Raw genomic sequence first — 18227 nt, forward strand, 5'->3', positions numbered from 1 at the left:
AAATCAAAAAGTTTTATATAGAGTATAATGAAAATTTAGAATTGAATAGTCAGATTAAATTTTTAAATTTATTTCAGAGAAATACTTCAAAAAGTATGAAAATGAGGGTATTGATTTATTGCTTATTAATTTGCAATCTTTGCAAGGGCCAAGCTCCAGATTTAACTAACTGGAAATTAGACACACTACCATTAGAAGATAGAATATACAAAGCAAATAATTCAGATAATAATTGGTTTTTTGAAAAATCTGGTAATGTTTGGGAAGTAAAAAGAAAGGCTAATAGATTAGAAAGGGGGGATAGTCTGCCTGTATTAAGTAAAAGAATAAGGAAATTAATCGATTCAATTAAAGGAATTAAGTTTTTTAAGAAAATATCTTCTGGTTATTTAATGGGGGTTAATAATGGTGAGTTTGGAGGGGGATTGTATTATATTGATTTATCAAGAAGAAAGCTGCGTGAAATTCACCAAAGTTTTAGAATTCAAGAAATTTTTGAATTTCAATCAAAAGTGTATGCATCTGTAGGTGTATATAATGGTCAAATAATTGAAATTTATGAGGAAAATGAGCATTGGAAATACAAATCTGTATGTATTTTAATTGGAACACCAAGATTAATTGTTGATTATAACGATGAAAAATTAATTCTGACTAGTCAACATTTATCGGTACTTGGTAAAGATTTAAAGGTTACTGAATTACTTAAAGCTCCATTTTATTGGGGAATGTTATATCCTTCTTCTATTTTAATTGATGGTGACAATATATATATAGCAATGCGGGGAGGCGTATTGAAAATAAGTCAATTTATTACCAAACCTATGTTCGAATGGTTTACACCAAAATAAACAGGTATTGCAATACTCAATTATCACTAAGGGTTAATGAAAATATTTGAACGCAACTAATATTTTATATGTTTAGTTTTTACAAGGCCCATCAATTACTGAATTTTCATTTAACTTTTTTTCTTGCCAGTTTTTTGATTCGTTAGATCCTTTGAACATAGTCAATCCTGCATCGTAATCTTTTATTAATTTTAAAAAGTTAGTTTCCCAAGATTTGCTATGGTTACTACTAGCTAGGTTATAATCTGCTTTATATTTATTTTCAAAAGACTGTAAATCCATATCATCTGAAAGATGATCTACATAAAAATTTATAAATTTTTCAATATCATTTATTTTAAACACATATGAACCATATGTACTTACAACACCAAGTGTGAAATCACTATAAATCTTATACGGATCTTTTGCGGAATTACTAGCAACTATTTTACCTAATTGTTTTAGGTCACCTGGTGATGGCATTGAATTTAGGCCAGAATAATGAGAATGTATAATGCCAAAAGTCCTTGTGTCTAGTCCTGAAATAGCTTGTCAAAAAACTATTCAGCATGACAGAAAAGGTTCAAAAAAAGTCAAAGCCTAGTTTCCCCAGTAGCCAACCATATAGGCGGAGAAGCGAAGAGGAAATGTTAGAAATTGTCCGAGAAATTCAGGAAAGGGGAATGCCAAAGAAAACGGCATGCCGTAAATATGGAGTCAATAGGAACACCCTAAGGCTATTTATTTTAAAGCAATCCACAAAGGATTTATCCCAAAATCATTCATTAGATTTATTATCAACTATGAATGAAAATCAACAACACTTGGCATTGTCCAAAAAGATTAAGGAGCTAACTGGTGCACTTGAAAAATCTGAGTTAAAGGTCCTTACCCTTCAAACTATGATCCAAGTTGCTGAGGACGACCTCAAAATTAAGATTAGAAAAAAGTCTGGTACCAAACAGTCAAAAGAATAAGGCAAAGAAATCCAAAAGCATCACTGGAGAGTATTTGTGCACTGTTTGGTGTGACAAGGCAAGCATTTTATGATGCTCAAAAGCAAGAACAAAATATCACGATTGCTCAAATGATAGTTCTCTGTTTGGTCCGGGAGGCCAGGTTGATTATGCCAATGATTGGAACCCGGAAATTGGTTCATTATTTGGCAGGGCCACTGCAGGATCATGGGATAAAAATGGGAAGAGATCAGCTATTTAATCTACTGAGACACCATGGTCTGCTTGTCCGAAAGAGACGCAGGATGATAAAAACTACTGATTCATTTCATTGGTTAAAGAAGTATCCGGATTTAACGACAGGGCTTAATTTAAATGCATCAGAACAGCTTTGGGTGTGTGATATTACCTATATAAGAACCATTAATGGGTTTAGTTATTTGAGCTTAATAACGGACGCATATTCAAGATTGATAGTAGGATACTGTTTATACCCAACGCTGGAAGCTGTTGGTTGCTTAAAGGCCTTAGAAATGGCAATCAATAACAGAAGCAAGGGCTGTAAATTGATACACCATTCTGACAGAGGAATCCAATATTGCTCGGCGGCATATGTAGATGTATTGAAACTAAACCATATTGAAATTAGTATGACACAGAGTGGTAGCCCGTATGAAAATGCTCTGGCTGAAAGAATGAATGGTATTCTGAAAAACGAATTTTATCCCAAACGAGTTTATCAAAATCATAAAGAGGCTGTCAAGGTTTTAACTTCTAACATTGAGGTATATAATTCTAAACGACCTCATTTAAGTTTAGGCTATCTCACACCACGGTCAGCACATCAAATGACAGGTGATATTAATAAAAGCTGGAAGAGTTATCCCAGGAAAAAGAAACAGGTTTTTTAAGACATAGCAGAAGTACACTAAAAATAATCGGCAAAATATTTTGCCGATTATCGTGTTCATTTGGTTGGAATATCCCTGACAAGATGCCCCTCAGCAGAGCTTGTTTACGTTTCTTCCAACGTTTTAAGGCTAATAAATAGATCAAAATATACAAGGATATAAAATGACTATCTTTGATTGTAAACAAAATCCAGGATTAAGAAAAACACATGTAAAGTAATATCCGGATTAATTTTTAAATGTGTAAGGTTTTTTTAGGACGAGACATTGTGTTAAAGTTAAAGTGTAAATTCCGGTCATGTTGACCCCCTATTCCGGGATGTTGACCCCTCTGTTAAGAGGGCAATAAATGTAAGAGCTAGATGATGTTGTAAAAGTACAGAGGGTTATTGATTTGTCTTGGTTTTTTTTCTGCGTAATGATTCACCTTTTAGTTCTATTCTATGCCCATTTGCTGTCAGTCTGTCAAGGATGGCATCTGCAAGTGTAGGGTCATTGATGTATTCATACCATTTTGCAACTGGCAATTGAGAAGTTACGATGATACTTTTTTTGCCATAACGGTCTTCGAGTAGTTGTAAAAGCGTGAGTCGTATTTCTTGACTTAAGTTTTGTAAACCAAAATCGTCAAGAATAATGAGTGTCTGTTTTTCAAGGTGGTTTAATAGTTTAATGTAAGAGCCATCCAGTTTGGATAGGGTTACTTTTTCAATTAGCCGATTCATATTCAAATAGGTTGTCTTGTAACCCTGCAGACAAGCCTGATGTCCTAAGGCGCAGGCGAGGAAGCTTTTTCCGCAACCAGTTGGGCCAGTAATCAGTACGTTTTCTCCTTGCTGGATATAACGTCCTTCCGCTAGTAACCCCAGTTGTTGCTTAGTTAGGTTTCTGGCAGGGCTACATTCAATTTGATCAATCGAAGCAGCCAAGCGCAGTTTAGCTAGTTTTAGGTAATAAGCCGTCTTTTCATTCATTCGGCTGAGCTGTTCGGACTGAACCAATTGGGCAACTAAATCATGTCCTTCGAGCTGTTGATCTAAAGGGAGTTCCATTTGTGATTTATAGGACTGATACATCCCATTGAGTCGGAGTTGTTGTAATTGTTCCAGGGTTTGTGTTGTATTCATATATGTTGGTTTGATGACAATCATTGATATTGTTCTTTTCCTCTAATGTTTTCGTGAAGTGGTATGGGGGTATTAGAAGTGAAGAGCATTTTGTCGAGGCCACGTTCTAAAATATTTTTAATCATAGTATAGTTAATACGAGTACCCAATAAAGCACGGCTGCAAGCTGCTTCAAGTCGGTCGGCACCATATTTTCTTTGTAGCTGTAACATTCCAAAACAAGCTTTATAGTTTTGTTCTATGTAAATACTGTTTTCAAGCATCAATGCCGCAGCACGGGAAGTAGACAGGCCCACTTTAGCTGCTTGTTCCAGCAGTGTTTCTTTATTCCAGCCTTTAATTTCTTTCATGCGCTGATGATGTGGCGGCATATGTTCATCAAGGGTGGTATAAGCGTTTTGGTGTGTTTTGCGCAGATGCATTGCAATGCGCTGATGGTCAAAGTAAACTTCTACTACCCGGTTGTCGTAAAGTACTTTTACTTTTTTGCCTACATATTGGAAGGGTACACTGTAATAATGATAGTTTTCTGTTAGTTGTACATGATAGTTCCGCTGTACAGTTAACATAACCGCTTTCTTAGGAGAAAATGCTTCACAGGGAAGAGGTCGTAGCGTTGCTTTTTCCTGAAGGTCGTAATAGTACCATCGGCTATGTACTGTGTTCTTATAGGGTTTATCATTGAGTATAAGTAGCTGCTGGTACATTGCCTGATTAAGGGCTTTGATACTGGTAAAGTGGTGATGACGTAAGGGGGCATAAATATGCGTATAGATAATATTTACCGCACGCTCTACCATGGCCTTGTCTCTTGGACTATAGGGCCTGGTTGCACTAAAAGTAGTACCATAGTGTTCTCCGGCTTGGTTGCACATCTCAGTAAATACAGGCTCATATTTACTGGGGCGTATAACGGCTGTCTTTAAATTATCGCATAAAATAGTGGCAGGGCTGCCTCCATAGAACTGGAGCATTTTATTGAAGCAGGTGGTGAGATCTGCCGTCTGTTGGGTAGCTACAGCATAACAAAAAATCAACCCGCTGTAAGGAAGGATAGACACAAAGACTTCACAGAAGATTTGTTCGCCCGTTTGCTCATCAACATAAAATGGTTTTTTGCCAGCAAAGTCTACCATGATCATATCACCTGGCGTATACTCTAGGTGCATGGATACATCACTGTTGCGTTGATATTCCTTTAGGTGATAACAGAACTGACTGTATCCATAACCATCAGGGTAGTCCACCAGATACTCATGCCAAAGGAGCTGTCGGGTTACCCCTGTTTTTGAGAGTTCATGAGCTTTGACTTTAAAATACTGAAACAAGCTTTGTAGGCGTTGCTCGTTGTGATCTAATACGGCATTATTATATGCAGCATCGGCTAGTTCCTTGTTTGAAAAAGCATCAGTAGACACATTGATCCTAGAAAGATATTTACGTACACTGTTACGACTTATACCCGTTCGGCGTACAATCTCTTTAATGGCAACTCCATCTCTTTTTAATTGTAAAATTTGTTTTACGTGATCCATTGCAATAGGCTTTTGTGACATCGCTCCCTTGGTTTAGGGGTGCAAAAAACATCATTCAGCGCTATACATTGAATTGCCTACTGGGGTCAACATGCCGGAATGACAGAAAACCCAGACTAAATAAAACAAAAAACAGAGGGGTCAACATGCCGGAATAAAATCAAAACACCTTAATACAGCATTAATTTAGAAAATTAAAAGGTGGGGTGAACATCCCGGAACGGGGGGTGAGCATGAAACGGAATGAGGGGTCAACATGATCCGGAATCTACAGTTAAAGTGTATGAAATTTTCATTTTCGTTACCTTTCACTAGACTATATTCAAAATCACCTGAAGCGTTTTTGGTTATTACATATCCTTCTTCATTTGTTTGATTGACTTTCTTTGATAAATCTTGGATATTAGCAACGAAATTAGTATCAGCACTAATTGTTTTCATTGAACCACATGGATCATTACCTGTTGATTCATTTGATGTTGAATTATCTCCACCACCACCATAACTGGTAGTTTCAGGATTTTGGAATGTTAAAAAATCATTGTAATAAGCTTTATCTTGTAACATAAAAAAAAGATTCCAAAAGTCTAATTTTGCATTACTTGAAGGTATATAACCTATTACAAAGACTTCTGGCAATGGTTCGTTAGCAATGTCTTTGGATGTTATTGCTGAAGTAGATGTGAAAGAATTTGAAAAACTGGTTTTTTGATTTATCCATTTACCATCCACAACTATCATTTCATTTTCTAAAATTCCATTTAAATCACGAATAATAACACGTCGCTTCCTCGATTCAGCAGGTAATATTTTATCAAATTCAATAAACTTTATTGCCTCATGTCCTTTTGAATCTCCATAGACTAAAAATTGCCCTGGAGTATTTAATTCAACTAAATAAACATGATATTGAGTTCCATCTATTTTGCTAAACGTATTATTTTGCCCTTTCGCCCAATTAATTTTGTTGAATTGTTCTAGCGGAATTTTACCTTTTAAAATATTATACGCTGATAAAAGATCATGTTTTATTACAGTTTGATGAGTTATTTTCTGACAACTAAAAAGGGTTAATAAACTAATAGAAATGAATAAGATTCCTCTGGAAATCATTGTGGTTTTATAAAATATATTCATTTATTTAACAAATTTTTTAAAATCATAAAAGTAATATGTATTTAAATATATATATATAAATTTTTATAAATAAAAATTATTTGTCCTAAATACCCAATAATAATCTTGGTATAGCAAATGTCTAACCCGTGTAAATCAATTAACCTCCCCCCGAAAAAACGGACTGATGTAAATTAGAAAAATCGGGCAATTATTCATAATTTAAACATGAAAGATTGCTTATGAAAAAGTCACATTACACAGAGCAGCAAATTGCCTTTGCGTTAAAGCAGGCAGAGACAGGGACCCGGATTGATGAGATATGTAGGAAGATGGGTATTAGTGACGCTACTTTTTACAATTGGAAGAAGCGTTATGGAGGTTTGGGTGTATCAGAGTTACGGCGATTAAAACAAATGGAGGAAGAAAATTCAAGATTAAAACAGATTGTCGCTGATTTAACCTTGGATAAGCAAATGCTCCAGGATGTATTAAAAAAAAAGCTTTAAGGCTAAAACAGTTGAAGGAACTAGCGGCCAGTTTAATCAAGGATTATCGGGTATCTATAACGCGTGCTTGTGGTGTAGTATGCATCCATCGATCAGCTTGGCACTATAAGTCTAGGCGAAGAGAGGACAGACCTCTAAGGCAACGAATAAAAGAGATTGCAGCTGCGAGAGTCAGATATGGCATGTGGCGTATTTATGTTCTATTAAGGCGGGAAGGTTTTAAGGATAATCATAAGCGTGTTCATAGGATTTATAAGGAAGAGGGTTTAAATCTTAGAAGTAAGCGCCCCAAACGCAGTAAAAGTGCAGCACATCGCCTGGAACGCAGTACAGTCAACACTTTACATCACTGTTGGAGTATGGATTTTGTTGCAGATCAATTGTTTGATGGAAGAAAATTTAGGGCCTTAACTATAGTAGATAATTTTAGTCGTTTTTGTTTGGGAATCAGGGTTGGTAAATCAATAAAAGGAATAGATGTAGTTGAAGTGTTAGAAGCATTAAAAAATCAACAGCAGTTAATACCCAAACGAATACAAGTTGATAATGGAAGTGAGTTTATCAGCAAAGATTTTGACAAGTGGGCATATGAAAATAAAGTAACCTTGGATTACTCAAGACCAGGCACTCCGACGGATAATCCGTTCATTGAATCGTTCAATGGAAGCTTTAGAGATGAGTGCTTAAATACCCACTGGTTCTTATCTTTAGACGATGCGTATAAAAAGATTAATGATTGGGTGAATGATTACAACCATTATAGACCACACAGCTCTTTAAACGAATTAACACCTGCAGAATATGTTCAGTATTATCAAAATAAGTTGATCGATGGAGAAATCCTGCCGGAGGCGACTGATGATGAAGTTATGTTTATGAAGACACCGAAAAGTGATAGAATTAATCAAAAAAACATATCTTCATCATCAGTACAAATCAGTTCACCAATAGCCTGATTCTTCTACTATTAACCAGACCGATTATTGGGAGGACGTCATCAGTGAATCGTGTCTTTTTCATGTTTTGCAGTTTATATTTAAGCTTTTAGCTCTATTTTTAAACTGTCCGAATTTTAGGGACACTTACAAGCTTTGAAATGATTTTATCATAATCCTTTTCAGAAATATAAAAGGCATAATTCGGAGTCTGAATTAGATTATCTATACAAAAATCTGAAAACCCTATTTTTGAGCTTAACAATTTTTTGTTTTCAATTTTTGTTAGGGGCATTATTTTTTTGAAAACATTTATGTCGTCAATAATTTCACTCAATCCAAAAATCATGAAATCGATTGGTTTTAAGCCAGGCTTCTTTTCTGCAATAAATATCTACCACACAGCCTGCTTTTTTGAATATAAATGGAACTTCTGCACAACTATCCCAGTTATCCAGGCTTGCAATTAATACTTTATTCATTTTCTAAATATTGCTTGTCTGTGAAGTATGCAGTATAGATGCAGATTTTAAAATCAGTAGAATTATAGATTCTGAAGATAATCATTAATCATTTTTTATTCCTGAAACAGAGCAAGTATATCATCATTATTCAAGGATACTATAGGGAAAAATGAGGGAGAGCCTTCACTAAACAGAACCCAGATGATCGGTACTAACAGCAAAATGGCTTGTTATTTATTTATATAACATAAATATTTATTTGAAATAAAATTCAATTTGCACAATATTCAAATTAAGAATATTTGTTAATGTTTGATAACACTATCTTAACAAATTTTAAAATTTTTAACCACTATGAAGCCGAAAAACCTACTATTGATTGGGTATGACTCTAACTTAGCATTGGGTGTTCTTTTTTGTTTGCGTGCTCTGGGTTATAAATTTTATTTGTTATCTCATAACCGTAAAAATGCAGCCAGATTTTCCCGCTTTGTAGAAAGCACTTATTATTACACGGATGGTACGGACGACCTGAAACAGAGAATTATTGATTTATGTAACAAGCATTCAATCGATTTCATTTTTCCATACGATGAATTGGAAATCAGAGAAGTGACCTTGCATAAATCAGATTTAGAGCAATATGCAACCTGTTTGTTAGGAACAGATCCAACCTATTTTGATATTGGCATTCATAAGCAAAATCTGGCAGCGTTCTTACACAGGCATCAGCTACCCAGTCTTCCGTTTGTTTCCCTGGCCCAGAAAAACCTTGTTCAGGAGTTCATTAAAAATCATCCCTTTCCTTTATTGGTTAAACCAGTTAGAATGGCTTCGGGTCGTGGAATCCAGAAAATGTTTCATGAAACTGAATTATGGACCTTTCTTAAAGAAGACAGTGTAGTTGGCAGTGATTTTATGCTTCAGCCATTTGTAGTGGGTACTGATATTACCTGTAATGTGATATGTATCAATGGAAAATTACAATGTTATACCATTCAGGAGTCTCCAGTAAAACGAGGGGCTAATTTTAGCAGCAACGATATACTTTGTTATCATGATGATCCGGATGTTGTAGAAGTGGTTGGTTCAATGATGCAGTTATTGCATTGGAACGGAGTTGCCTGTGTTGATTTACGCAGAGATGAAATAACAAAGAAGGTATATGTGCTGGAAATTAACGGCCGATTCTGGGCATCAGTGGTTCCTTCCTTTTTAAAAGCAGGTGTTAATTTTCCGCTGATCATGCTGAAACTTTCTTTAGGAGAATCTATCGAAATTCCCAAAATGAGAACAGCTTATCAGATTTCACTAAAGCAATACCTGGTATCACTATTGAAGTTTGGTCCATATAAGTTTAAAGATACCAAGTACTGGCCTTATCTTTTCGATCCAATTGCACGCCTGGCTCAGTTATTACATATATAGTTATTTATAGTATCTTCATTAAGATTTGCAAGTATCCTTAGATGAATGAGCCATTATTGCCTGCCGATTTATCTGATAGTAATCAACAGTCATTTCTAGATTTGATTGAACATGTTGCTGTAGGAATAGTTAAGCATCGCGCCGACTTAAGCATTGTCCTTGCAAATGTTAAAGCACTTCAGCTACTGGGTCTTACCAAAGATCAGCTGATAGGAAAAACCTCCTTTGATCCTTCCTGGAATGTTATTGATGAGCAGGGGAAATTATTGCCTGGCGATTTACATCCTGTTTCTCTTGCACTTAAAACGGCAAAACCGGTAGAAAATGTAATTATGGGTGTATTTAGACCCATTACCCGGGATAGAATTTGGATTTTAACTACTGCAATTCCAGAGTTGGATGACAGAGGAGCTGTTCAGTTTATTACGGTCACTTTCAGTGAAATTGATGCAATTATAAAGAAAGAATTAAAGATTGTTGAGTCGAATAAGATGATCAACAGTATACTTGAAGCAGCCCATGATGCTATTATTGTTTACAATAGCCAATTTGAAAAAGTATTTATAAGTAAATCTGCTGCTGATATTTCTGGTTTTACGCTGGAGGAATTCTATAATCTTAAAGCTTTCTCTCTGGTTCCTGACTCAGATTTGCATTTATTAGATGAAGCAAAAAATGAATTATTAGATAAAGGAACAATTAGTGATAAGAAGATTAAAATTAGAACAAAGCAAAATCAAGTTTTAGATTTTACATGGAGTGGTAAAGTTGATAAGGAACTTAATCTGGTTTATTTAATTGGGAAAGACTTAACTGAACAAAACAATTATGAAGAAGCTTTAATTCAATCCAAGAGATTGTTTAAGTTCTCATCAGAAATAAACGATTTAATTTTAAATGCAAAAGAGCCATTGGATTTATACAATGGTTTTTGTGATATTGCTGTAAATAAAGGAGGTTTCGTTTTTGCGTTTGTGGGATTAAGGGACGACATTAACGAAACGATACAACCTTATAAATATGCAGGGGAAGAATCTGGCTATCTTGATTATTTTAAAAAGCATATTTCAATAAAAAATATACCAGCAGGTAACGGACCATCAGGCAGAACAATACGGGATGGAAAAATTTATTATTGCAATGATATTGCCAATGATCCTGCAATGGAAATCTGGAGGGAAGAAGCTTTAAAAAGAGGATACAGGTCTTCTTTAACAATGCCAATACGTGTAGATAATTATACTGTTGCTCAGATTGCCATATATGCAAACAGGCCAGACTTCTTTACACAGGAGGAGTTGGAGCTAATGAACAGAATTAATGAGAATATTAATTTTGCCATGTCTAATTTTTCTCTAGCAGAGAAACATGATCTTGCCAAGACACAAATTGATACGCTTACAGTGGCTATTGAGCAAAGTACCACATCTGTCATGATTACGGATACCAATGGGGTTTTTGAATATGCCAATCCATCCTTTTGTAAATCTTCCGGATATAGTTTACCTGAATTAATAGGGCTAAAAACGAGTATACTAAAATCAGGTTATACATCTATTGAGGAATACCAAAGATTATGGGCGAATATTAAAAACAAGAATCCTGGGTGGGTGAGTTTTGTAACAAACGAAAAGATGGAAGCCTTTACTGGGTTAAAGCCTATATTAATCCGGTTGTAAATGCAAACGGAGAAATTACTAAGTTCATAGGTGTTGAAGAAGATATAACTCAGCAGAAGGAAACACTTTCCAATCTGGAATCAAAAAATAAACAACTGGCTCGAATTGCGTGGGAGCAGTCGCATCTGGTTAGAGCTCCTCTTGCCAGAATTTTGGGTTTAGTAAATCTCTTTAATAACCATTTGGTTTCTGAAGAAGAAAGGTTGAAATTCTTGGAGTACTTAAAAATTTCTGCAGAAGAGTTAGATGCAGTTATTAAGGCCATTGTAATTAAAACCAACGAGCATTCAAACTTGGCCTGACCTTAAGTTCCAAATGACGAATTATTATAATTTATTGTTACTAGATGGTAAAGAGTCATTTTTTATTAAAGCCGACAAGCAGCGTATATAGCAGGTTGTTATTAACCTGGTTAATAATGCAATCAAGTACAATCGTGTTGGAGGTTGGGTAAAACTTTCTGCAGTTGAATTTGTAAAAAATGATCAGCCAATTATAAAAATTTGAATTGCCGATAATGGACCTGGTATTGAATCTGTTCATTTAAAAAAACTATTTATTCCGTTTGAAAGAATTGGTGCTGAAAATAGTGCAGTAGAAGGTACTGGTCTTGGACTTGCAGTTGTACAGCAGTACACTTCTTTAATGGGAGGTATTTGTGGTGTAGAGAGCGTGCCGAATGAGGGAAGCATATTTTGGGTAGAATTACCCAAGACAAACGGCTTGGCTGATACCATTCAAATACAACAAGAGCAATTACCAGATAAACCTGAATTGGTTAATATTCAGCAGCAGTCGGTAGTGTTATATATAGAAGATAACAGTTCTAATATTGAACTGGTCAATCAAATTATTGCAACCACCAGGCCTCATGTTAAATTAGTCAATACAGTTTACGGAGGAATGGCAGAAAGCCTGGCGCTTGAGCATAAACCCCAACTAATTCTATTGGATTTGAATTTACCTGATATGCATGGCTCAGATGTATTTAGTATACTTCAACAGAATAAAGAGCTCAAAGAAATTCCTGTTGTGGTAGTAAGTGCCGATGCTGTATCATCACAAGTTAATAGATTACTGGAAGCTGTTGCTAAGCAATACCTAACTAAGCCATTTGAAATAAAAGATTTTCTGAAAATAATTGATGAGTATACATTGCATTAGCCCTGGCGAGACTAACTTCCAATTAAATTTGATTTTTGTAAGTAGCTCTTATCTGGGGCGTGTATATAGAATAAGGAGGATCCTTTTATGGTTTGAATGATATCTTTTACCTGATTTTTCGGTACGGCCGGACAACCAAGGCTTCTGCCGATATATCCTTGTTTTTTTATTAATGCCTCATTAACATAGTCGGCTCCATGCACTACAATGGCTCTTTGTTTGGCTTTATCGTTAATACCAGCTTCTATTCCTTCCAGTTGTAATGACATTCCATGTTTGCCTTTATAAATATTTCCAGTAATAAAAAAACCAATACTGGATTGAAAGGATTCCATTTTATTGGAGAATTTCTCCGCCATCTGTTTTCCGGAATTTCTTCCATGGGCTACCAAACTATGGAAAACCAATTCCATTTTCTCCATATTAATAATGAATAATCTTTTTTCAGAGCTGGGTTTACTAAAATCTGCTATGGTTAGGAACTGCTGATTGTTTAACTGCCCCGAAAGCTTTAGTTGCTGGTAAACCTTAACTGCATTTTGAAGTGCATCTATACTGATGTTGAACTTACTTGAAAGTGTTGCAATTGAATTTTTCCATCCTTCTATAGGATTGGATGTTTTATTGTTGAATGCCTGCGTACTGAATAAAGTGAGCAGACTGAACAGGAGTATTTTTTTCATAGGGGGTGTGTTCGGAAAACTAGACAATAATTATTCCGCATGCAAAATTACCGCTATTATAGCCGATTTGCCCTTGAAAACTGTTAAAATGGCATTTTATATATTGGCTTGAGTCGATTTAGAAGAAATTTCCCTTACTGTTTTGTCGATTTCGTTAGCTGAACTCACTACAATTTCCATGATTTCTTCCTGTGTAACCCCTGCTTCGTCTTTTATATCAAGCAATGCAATGGCGCCCATCATCCTGGCCAATGGGGCTCTTACTACGTGAGATTGAATCCATGAAATTTCTCTAAGTGCTTTGTTTTGCAGTTCTATTGCAGCCAGATTTTTTTCCAGTTCAGCAGTTCGCTCTGCTACTCTTTCTTCCAGGATTGCATTTTGATTGGTTAACTGCGATAAGAGATAAACAGTATAAAGCAGGTTTTTGATTCTCAGGTCAACTTCTGTAAGATCGAATGGTTTGGTTAAAAAATCGCTGGCACCGCCTGACAATGCTTTCTTTTTAGATTCCGGTGTAATATCGGCTGTTAAAACCAAAATGCGCATGAGTTTAAGTGCATGGGGCTCTTTATTTAACTGATCTAGTATATCGAATCCAGAAACTTCTGGCATCATCAGGTCTAATAAAATTAATTCTGGTTGAAATTTTTTTATAGTTTCAATCGCTTTAGTAGAGTCCGTAACAGAAAGGACATTGGTATATCCCTTCATCAATAATAAATTTTCCAATACTTCTATATTGGCAAGTGTATCATCAACAATCAAAATTCTACTGTCTTTTAAATCTTCTCTCATGGTTTATTGTATATATGCATCGATTATTTCAAGAAATGATTTTATTTCTATTGGCTTTGTTAAATAGTTGGCTGCTCCTATTGATTTTAGCTCATTAATTTGATTCGGCATGGCATCAGCACTTATAATTAAAACAGGAATTTCCCGAATGGACTCATCGGCCTTTATTTCCTGCAAAATTTCTTTTCCGTGTTTATCTGGCAAGTTTAAATCTAAAAGAATAATATCTGGTTTTGTTTCTTTTATTTTTTCAACTACCCCCTTGCCACTCATGTGTATTTTTAGTTGAATACCTTTTCTTTTGGTGCTGATAATTTCTTCAACCAATTCTATATTAGGCTGATTGTCCTCAACATACAAAATACATCCAATCGTATCTTCTGACTCTTTATGTTGCCGCAGTGTAGCAGATTTCTGAATTTTGTCTAAATAGGTTTCAGATTCCTGTAATTCTATCCAGAAAGTACTACCCTTGCCGTATAAGCTTTTTACTCCAACACTTCCTCCCATTAACTCTGTTAGTTGTTTTACTACCGAAAGTCCCAATCCTGTGCCCTCCACATTGGAATTCTCCGCACCAATTCTCTCGAATGGAACGAATATTTTTTCAATGTATTGCTCCTCAATTCCCCATCCATTGTCTTCAATAGATATTCTGATGGGGGTATAGCCATCCACTGAAGCTGGTTTGGTATCAACAGAAATATTAACCTGACCGCCTTCATTGTTGTATTTGATGGCGTTATTTGTTAAATTAATTAATACCTGTTTTAATCTTTGTCTGTCTGCCTTTACATAAACGGGCATTGTTCCTTTGGGATACCATTGTAAGCTTACTTTTTTCTGATCGGCATAAAATTGAAGTCCTTCCGTAATTTCTTTAATTACTTCATATACATCTACCGACTCTACGGAAATACTGATTCTGCCTGATTCAATTCTGGAAATATCTAGCACTTCATTAATCAAATTCAGCAAATGTTTTCCACTATCTAAAATATGCTGAACTCCTTTTTCCTGAACAGGTGTTAAATCACTCATCTGAAGCAGTTGTCCAAACCCAAGAATAGAATTCATGGGAGTGCGAAGTTCATGACTCATTTTAGATAAAAAGTCAGTCTTTGCCTTATTGGCTTCCTGTGCTTCCTTATTTGCATTAATCAGTGTAATATTTACATTTTCCAGATCCAGTGTGCGTTCTTTAATTTTTTCTTCAAGATGATTGTTTAAATCTTTTAACTCATCCTGTATGCGTTTGCGTTCGGTGATATCTTCCTTGATAGCAATATAATGTGTGATTTCGCCTTCTTCGTTTAAAATTGGGCCAATGGTAGCTTGCTCCCAATACAGGGTACCGTCTTTTTTTCTATTGTGGAAAATCCCTTTCCATTCCTTTCCTTGTGTTATATTTCCCCATAAATGCTGGTATTCTTCTAAGCTGGTTTCGCCCGATTTAAGCACTTTTGGATTTTTTCCTAATAACTCTTCTTGTTTGTAACCTGTTGTATGAAAAGTATATGGATTTGCATATTCTATATTGCCATCTAAGTTGGTAATTACAACTGTTAAGGGAACTTGCTCTATAGCGCGGGAAAGTTTTCTTACTTTTTCTTCTGCAATTTTTTTATCGGTAATGCCAATGCCCATGCACTGCATTTCTGTGGGCCTGCCATTGGCATCAGCCAGACAAACAAATTCCCAAAGTGTGGTCATTATTCCTCCTTCCCTGGTTGGTTTGTCTAATTCTATCTGGTGCACTTTTCCCGGATTCCGGATACATGCCAAAACCACTTCCTGTGTTTTTTTGTGATGATAACCACAAATGGATTTTAGAGAGTCGCCTTCTGAAAGTCCTTTTTCACTGTACAGCCAGCCAAATGTTTCTTCAAATGTTTTATTCCAAAAAGTATGCTTACCACTTAAATCGGTTCTTAATACATAGTGTGTTGGACTATTGACAATATTTAACAAGCGCTCTTCACTTTCTGCAATTTGCAGATTATACTCAACCCTCAGCTTCATGTTGGCATATAATTCTGCAAAAATGACCAGCAGGTTTTGTTCTTCTGATGTAAAGAAGTGTTTTTTCTTAAATACGTCAATGCCAATAAAACCAAGACATTCCTGACCTTGGAAAATAGGAACTGTAAATAGACTTTGAATGTTTTGTGTCTCCAATGCAGCTTTTAAAACATCATTTTCTGGCAAAGCACTAACATCGGGTATATGAATGGATTTTCTTTTTTTGTGTTCTTTGGTCCACTCAGACATTAATTCCAGCGGTATATTCTGTAATTCGTTGATATGCGATGAAGTTCCCTCACTACACCATTCGTAGGTATTGTTACTAACTTCTTTTTTAAAATTGTATTCAAAAATATATACCCGATCAACTTCTAAAAATTCGCCTAGTTCTTTTAAAGAATTTTGTACTGCACTGTCGGGGTTAATTACAATACCGCCTAAATAATCTTTGGCCGTTTTGGTTATCAGATTTTGTAAACGATTCTGAAAGCGAAGTTTCTTTTCAATATTAATCTGATTGGTAATATTAGTAACTGTGGTCAGAATTTTTTCAATGGTTATCCCGTCTTCTTTCAATTCAGGTTCTGCTTCTATCAGTATCCAGGTAGTGTGCTTTGTTTTTATTTGGTGTATTCCAACAATTGCATCCTGTACAGGCTTTTTTGTTCTAATTACAATATTGGTTGGGTATTCTTCCTTGGGCAGTATTTTACCATCAAAATCTATAATAATATAACCGTCTTCCTGGGATCGAAGCTTGGTGAACTCTTCTACTTTTACCCCTAATATTCTTTCTGCTGCTTTGTTGGCTAATATAGGGTTTCCCTCTCCATCCGAATAAACTATCCCAATATTTATCCGGTTAAATAATTTTTCGTTCAATACAAGACTATCCTTCATTTTCCACTTATTTTTTGCAATCATTTAAAGTTAACAAATTATATGCGTTTGTGCTGAGACCAAAAGAGTAGATTCGCGGTTGACGATTATTTGAAACTATGTTTTATAAAATACTAACTGTGGCAGGACTAGCAACCTTTGAAATTTACGCTGCCATTCCTGCTGGCTTTGCTTTTGGCATTTCCCCGATTACTATTTTTATTGCCACAGTGATAGGAGGCCTTGCCGGTGTATTTATTGCAGCTTTTCTGGGTAAACATATTCAACAGTATATCAATCGCTTCAGAAAGCCGAAACCCAAGAAAGAAGACAAGAATACACTGATTTTTAAAATCTGGGAAAAATATGGAATTATTGGTCTTGGTTTTTTTGGAACACTAACAGTGGGCGCTCCGGTTAGTATTGGTGTTGGGACTGGTTTGAATGTTTCTATTCAAAAATTACTGGTATGGTGTTGTATTGGTGTTGTTACCCGTTGTGCCATTTTTACTACCTTAGGCCATTACGGTATGAAACTGATTAACTAATGGCTTATCAAATTAAAAATATCATTTTCGATTTAGGCGGAGTGTTATTGAATATTGATTTTAAACTAACCAGCAACGCTTTTAAGAATTTGGGTGTTAACCATTTTGATGAAATGTTCACCCAGCATTTTTCTAACCCCCTTTTTGAACTCCTGGAAACAGGCAAAATAGATGAAACCGCTTTTTATGAAGCGTTCAGAAAGGAAGCGGGATTGCCTTTATCCAATGAGCAGATTCAGGCTGCTTGGAATGCCCTTTTGCTTGATTTTCCACCCGAAAGAATTAAGTGGCTTGAAAAAATAGCGAGCCAATACCGTATTTTTCTATTTTCCAATACCAATCAGATTCATTACGATTGTTTTAAACTGAATTTCAGCAATGCATTTGATGGTAAGAATTTTGACGATTTTTTTGAGAAAGCATATTACTCTCAGTTCCTGGGATTAAGAAAGCCATACCCTGAATCTTTTCTGGCAATTCTAGAGGAGCAAGGAATTCTTCCTTCAGAAACACTTTTTATTGATGATACGTATAAAAACATTGAAGCAGCAAACCAGCTGGGATTTCAGACAATTCATTTACAAAGCCCCACTACTGTTCTGGATCTTAATCTGATTTAACTAAATCAGTGAAAATC

Annotated in this window: 17 protein-coding genes and 1 pseudogene; 10 read left to right on the plus strand and 8 right to left on the minus strand. The window is 35.5% G+C overall.

All coding sequences use genetic code 11. The annotated features are described in order from the left end of the window. Window positions 1–95 precede the first annotated feature (95 nt). Window positions 96–851 carry a hypothetical protein gene (locus F777_RS0103315; protein WP_152530849.1) on the plus strand — a complete coding sequence of 252 codons (756 nt, stop codon included), beginning with the start codon at window positions 96–98 and terminating at the stop codon, window positions 849–851. A gap of 72 nt (window positions 852–923) precedes the next feature. On the opposite strand, the gene F777_RS0103320 is transcribed toward F777_RS0103315, so the two are convergent. Continuing rightward, a complete protein-coding gene (locus tag F777_RS0103320) occupies window positions 924–1316 on the minus strand; it encodes a hypothetical protein (protein ID WP_026750795.1) in 393 nt (130 codons plus the stop codon). Window positions 1317–1402: 86 nt separating this feature from the next. On the opposite strand from F777_RS0103320, the gene F777_RS0103325 reads away from it, so the two are divergent. Together F777_RS0103325 and F777_RS0103330 are read left to right on the plus strand one after the other, a co-directional pair. Next, window positions 1403–1810 (plus strand): transposase, encoded by a 408-nt coding sequence (locus F777_RS0103325; protein WP_026750796.1) that lies wholly within the window; start codon window positions 1403–1405, stop codon window positions 1808–1810. A 41-nt stretch (window positions 1811–1851) separates the two neighbouring features. Then, window positions 1852–2700, plus strand: coding sequence for an IS3 family transposase (locus F777_RS0103330; RefSeq protein WP_235785968.1), 849 nt, complete (start codon window positions 1852–1854; stop codon window positions 2698–2700). 386 nt (window positions 2701–3086) lie between these two features. Here F777_RS0103330 and istB read toward each other — a convergent pair whose 3' ends face one another. The 3 genes from istB to F777_RS0103345 form a co-directional block, all read right to left on the minus strand. Next, window positions 3087–3827, minus strand: coding sequence for an IS21-like element helper ATPase IstB (gene istB, locus F777_RS0103335; RefSeq protein WP_026750798.1), 741 nt, complete (start codon window positions 3825–3827; stop codon window positions 3087–3089). A gap of 20 nt (window positions 3828–3847) precedes the next feature. Beyond that, complete coding sequence (gene istA / locus F777_RS0103340) at window positions 3848–5362, minus strand: IS21 family transposase (RefSeq protein ID WP_161631475.1); 1515 nt, start codon at window positions 5360–5362, stop codon at window positions 3848–3850. Between the two features lie 186 nt (window positions 5363–5548). Beyond that, window positions 5549–6499, minus strand: a complete 951-nt coding sequence (locus F777_RS0103345; RefSeq protein ID WP_037369096.1) for a hypothetical protein — start codon at window positions 6497–6499, stop codon at window positions 5549–5551. A gap of 221 nt (window positions 6500–6720) precedes the next feature. On the opposite strand from F777_RS0103345, the pseudogene F777_RS15580 reads away from it, so the two are divergent. Beyond that, window positions 6721–7796 (plus strand): annotated as a pseudogene (locus F777_RS15580) (IS3 family transposase); the annotation flags it as partial. 455 nt (window positions 7797–8251) lie between these two features. On the opposite strand, the gene F777_RS17975 reads toward F777_RS15580, so the two are convergent. Continuing rightward, window positions 8252–8404, minus strand: coding sequence for a hypothetical protein (locus F777_RS17975; protein ID WP_157611476.1), 153 nt, complete (start codon window positions 8402–8404; stop codon window positions 8252–8254). Window positions 8405–8740: 336 nt separating this feature from the next. On the opposite strand from F777_RS17975, the gene F777_RS0103370 reads away from it, so the two are divergent. From F777_RS0103370 to F777_RS0103390, 4 genes are all read left to right on the plus strand, one after another. Then, on the plus strand, window positions 8741–9814 hold the full coding sequence (locus F777_RS0103370; RefSeq protein ID WP_026750803.1) for an ATP-grasp domain-containing protein: 1074 nt from the start codon (window positions 8741–8743) through the stop codon (window positions 9812–9814). Between the two features lie 41 nt (window positions 9815–9855). After that, window positions 9856–11493 carry a PAS domain S-box protein gene (locus tag F777_RS0103375; protein WP_026750804.1) on the plus strand — a complete coding sequence of 546 codons (1638 nt, stop codon included), beginning with the start codon at window positions 9856–9858 and terminating at the stop codon, window positions 11491–11493. Next, window positions 11421–11795, plus strand: coding sequence for a PAS domain S-box protein (locus F777_RS18480; RefSeq protein WP_026750805.1), 375 nt, complete (start codon window positions 11421–11423; stop codon window positions 11793–11795). Before F777_RS0103375 ends, F777_RS18480 begins: the two co-directional genes overlap by 73 nt. A gap of 205 nt (window positions 11796–12000) precedes the next feature. Then, complete coding sequence (locus tag F777_RS0103390; protein WP_255326567.1) at window positions 12001–12657, plus strand: response regulator; 657 nt, start codon at window positions 12001–12003, stop codon at window positions 12655–12657. A gap of 11 nt (window positions 12658–12668) precedes the next feature. On the opposite strand, the gene F777_RS0103395 is transcribed toward F777_RS0103390, so the two are convergent. The 3 genes from F777_RS0103395 to F777_RS0103405 all read right to left on the minus strand — a co-directional run bounded on the left by F777_RS0103395 (window position 12669) and on the right by F777_RS0103405 (window position 17063). Then, the gene (locus tag F777_RS0103395) at window positions 12669–13340 is read right to left on the minus strand and encodes a murein L,D-transpeptidase catalytic domain family protein (protein ID WP_026750808.1); all 672 of its coding nucleotides are present in this window, start codon (window positions 13338–13340) and stop codon (window positions 12669–12671) included. A 96-nt stretch (window positions 13341–13436) separates the two neighbouring features. Next, window positions 13437–14138, minus strand: a complete 702-nt coding sequence (locus F777_RS17565; protein WP_071790304.1) for a response regulator — start codon at window positions 14136–14138, stop codon at window positions 13437–13439. A gap of 3 nt (window positions 14139–14141) precedes the next feature. Next, a complete protein-coding gene (locus F777_RS0103405) occupies window positions 14142–17063 on the minus strand; it encodes a PAS domain S-box protein (RefSeq protein WP_161631476.1) in 2922 nt (973 codons plus the stop codon). Between the two features lie 119 nt (window positions 17064–17182). On the opposite strand from F777_RS0103405, the gene F777_RS0103410 reads away from it, so the two are divergent. Both F777_RS0103410 and F777_RS0103415 read left to right on the plus strand, forming a co-directional pair. Continuing rightward, a complete protein-coding gene (locus F777_RS0103410) occupies window positions 17183–17590 on the plus strand; it encodes a small multi-drug export protein (RefSeq protein ID WP_161631477.1) in 408 nt (135 codons plus the stop codon). Further along, complete coding sequence (locus F777_RS0103415) at window positions 17590–18210, plus strand: HAD family hydrolase (RefSeq protein WP_026750811.1); 621 nt, start codon at window positions 17590–17592, stop codon at window positions 18208–18210. Before F777_RS0103410 ends, F777_RS0103415 begins: the two co-directional genes overlap by 1 nt. Window positions 18211–18227: the final 17 nt, after the last annotated feature.

The sequence above is a fragment of the Sediminibacterium sp. C3 genome (genome assembly GCF_000508085.1).
In the GTDB taxonomy this organism is placed as follows: domain Bacteria; phylum Bacteroidota; class Bacteroidia; order Chitinophagales; family Chitinophagaceae; genus Sediminibacterium.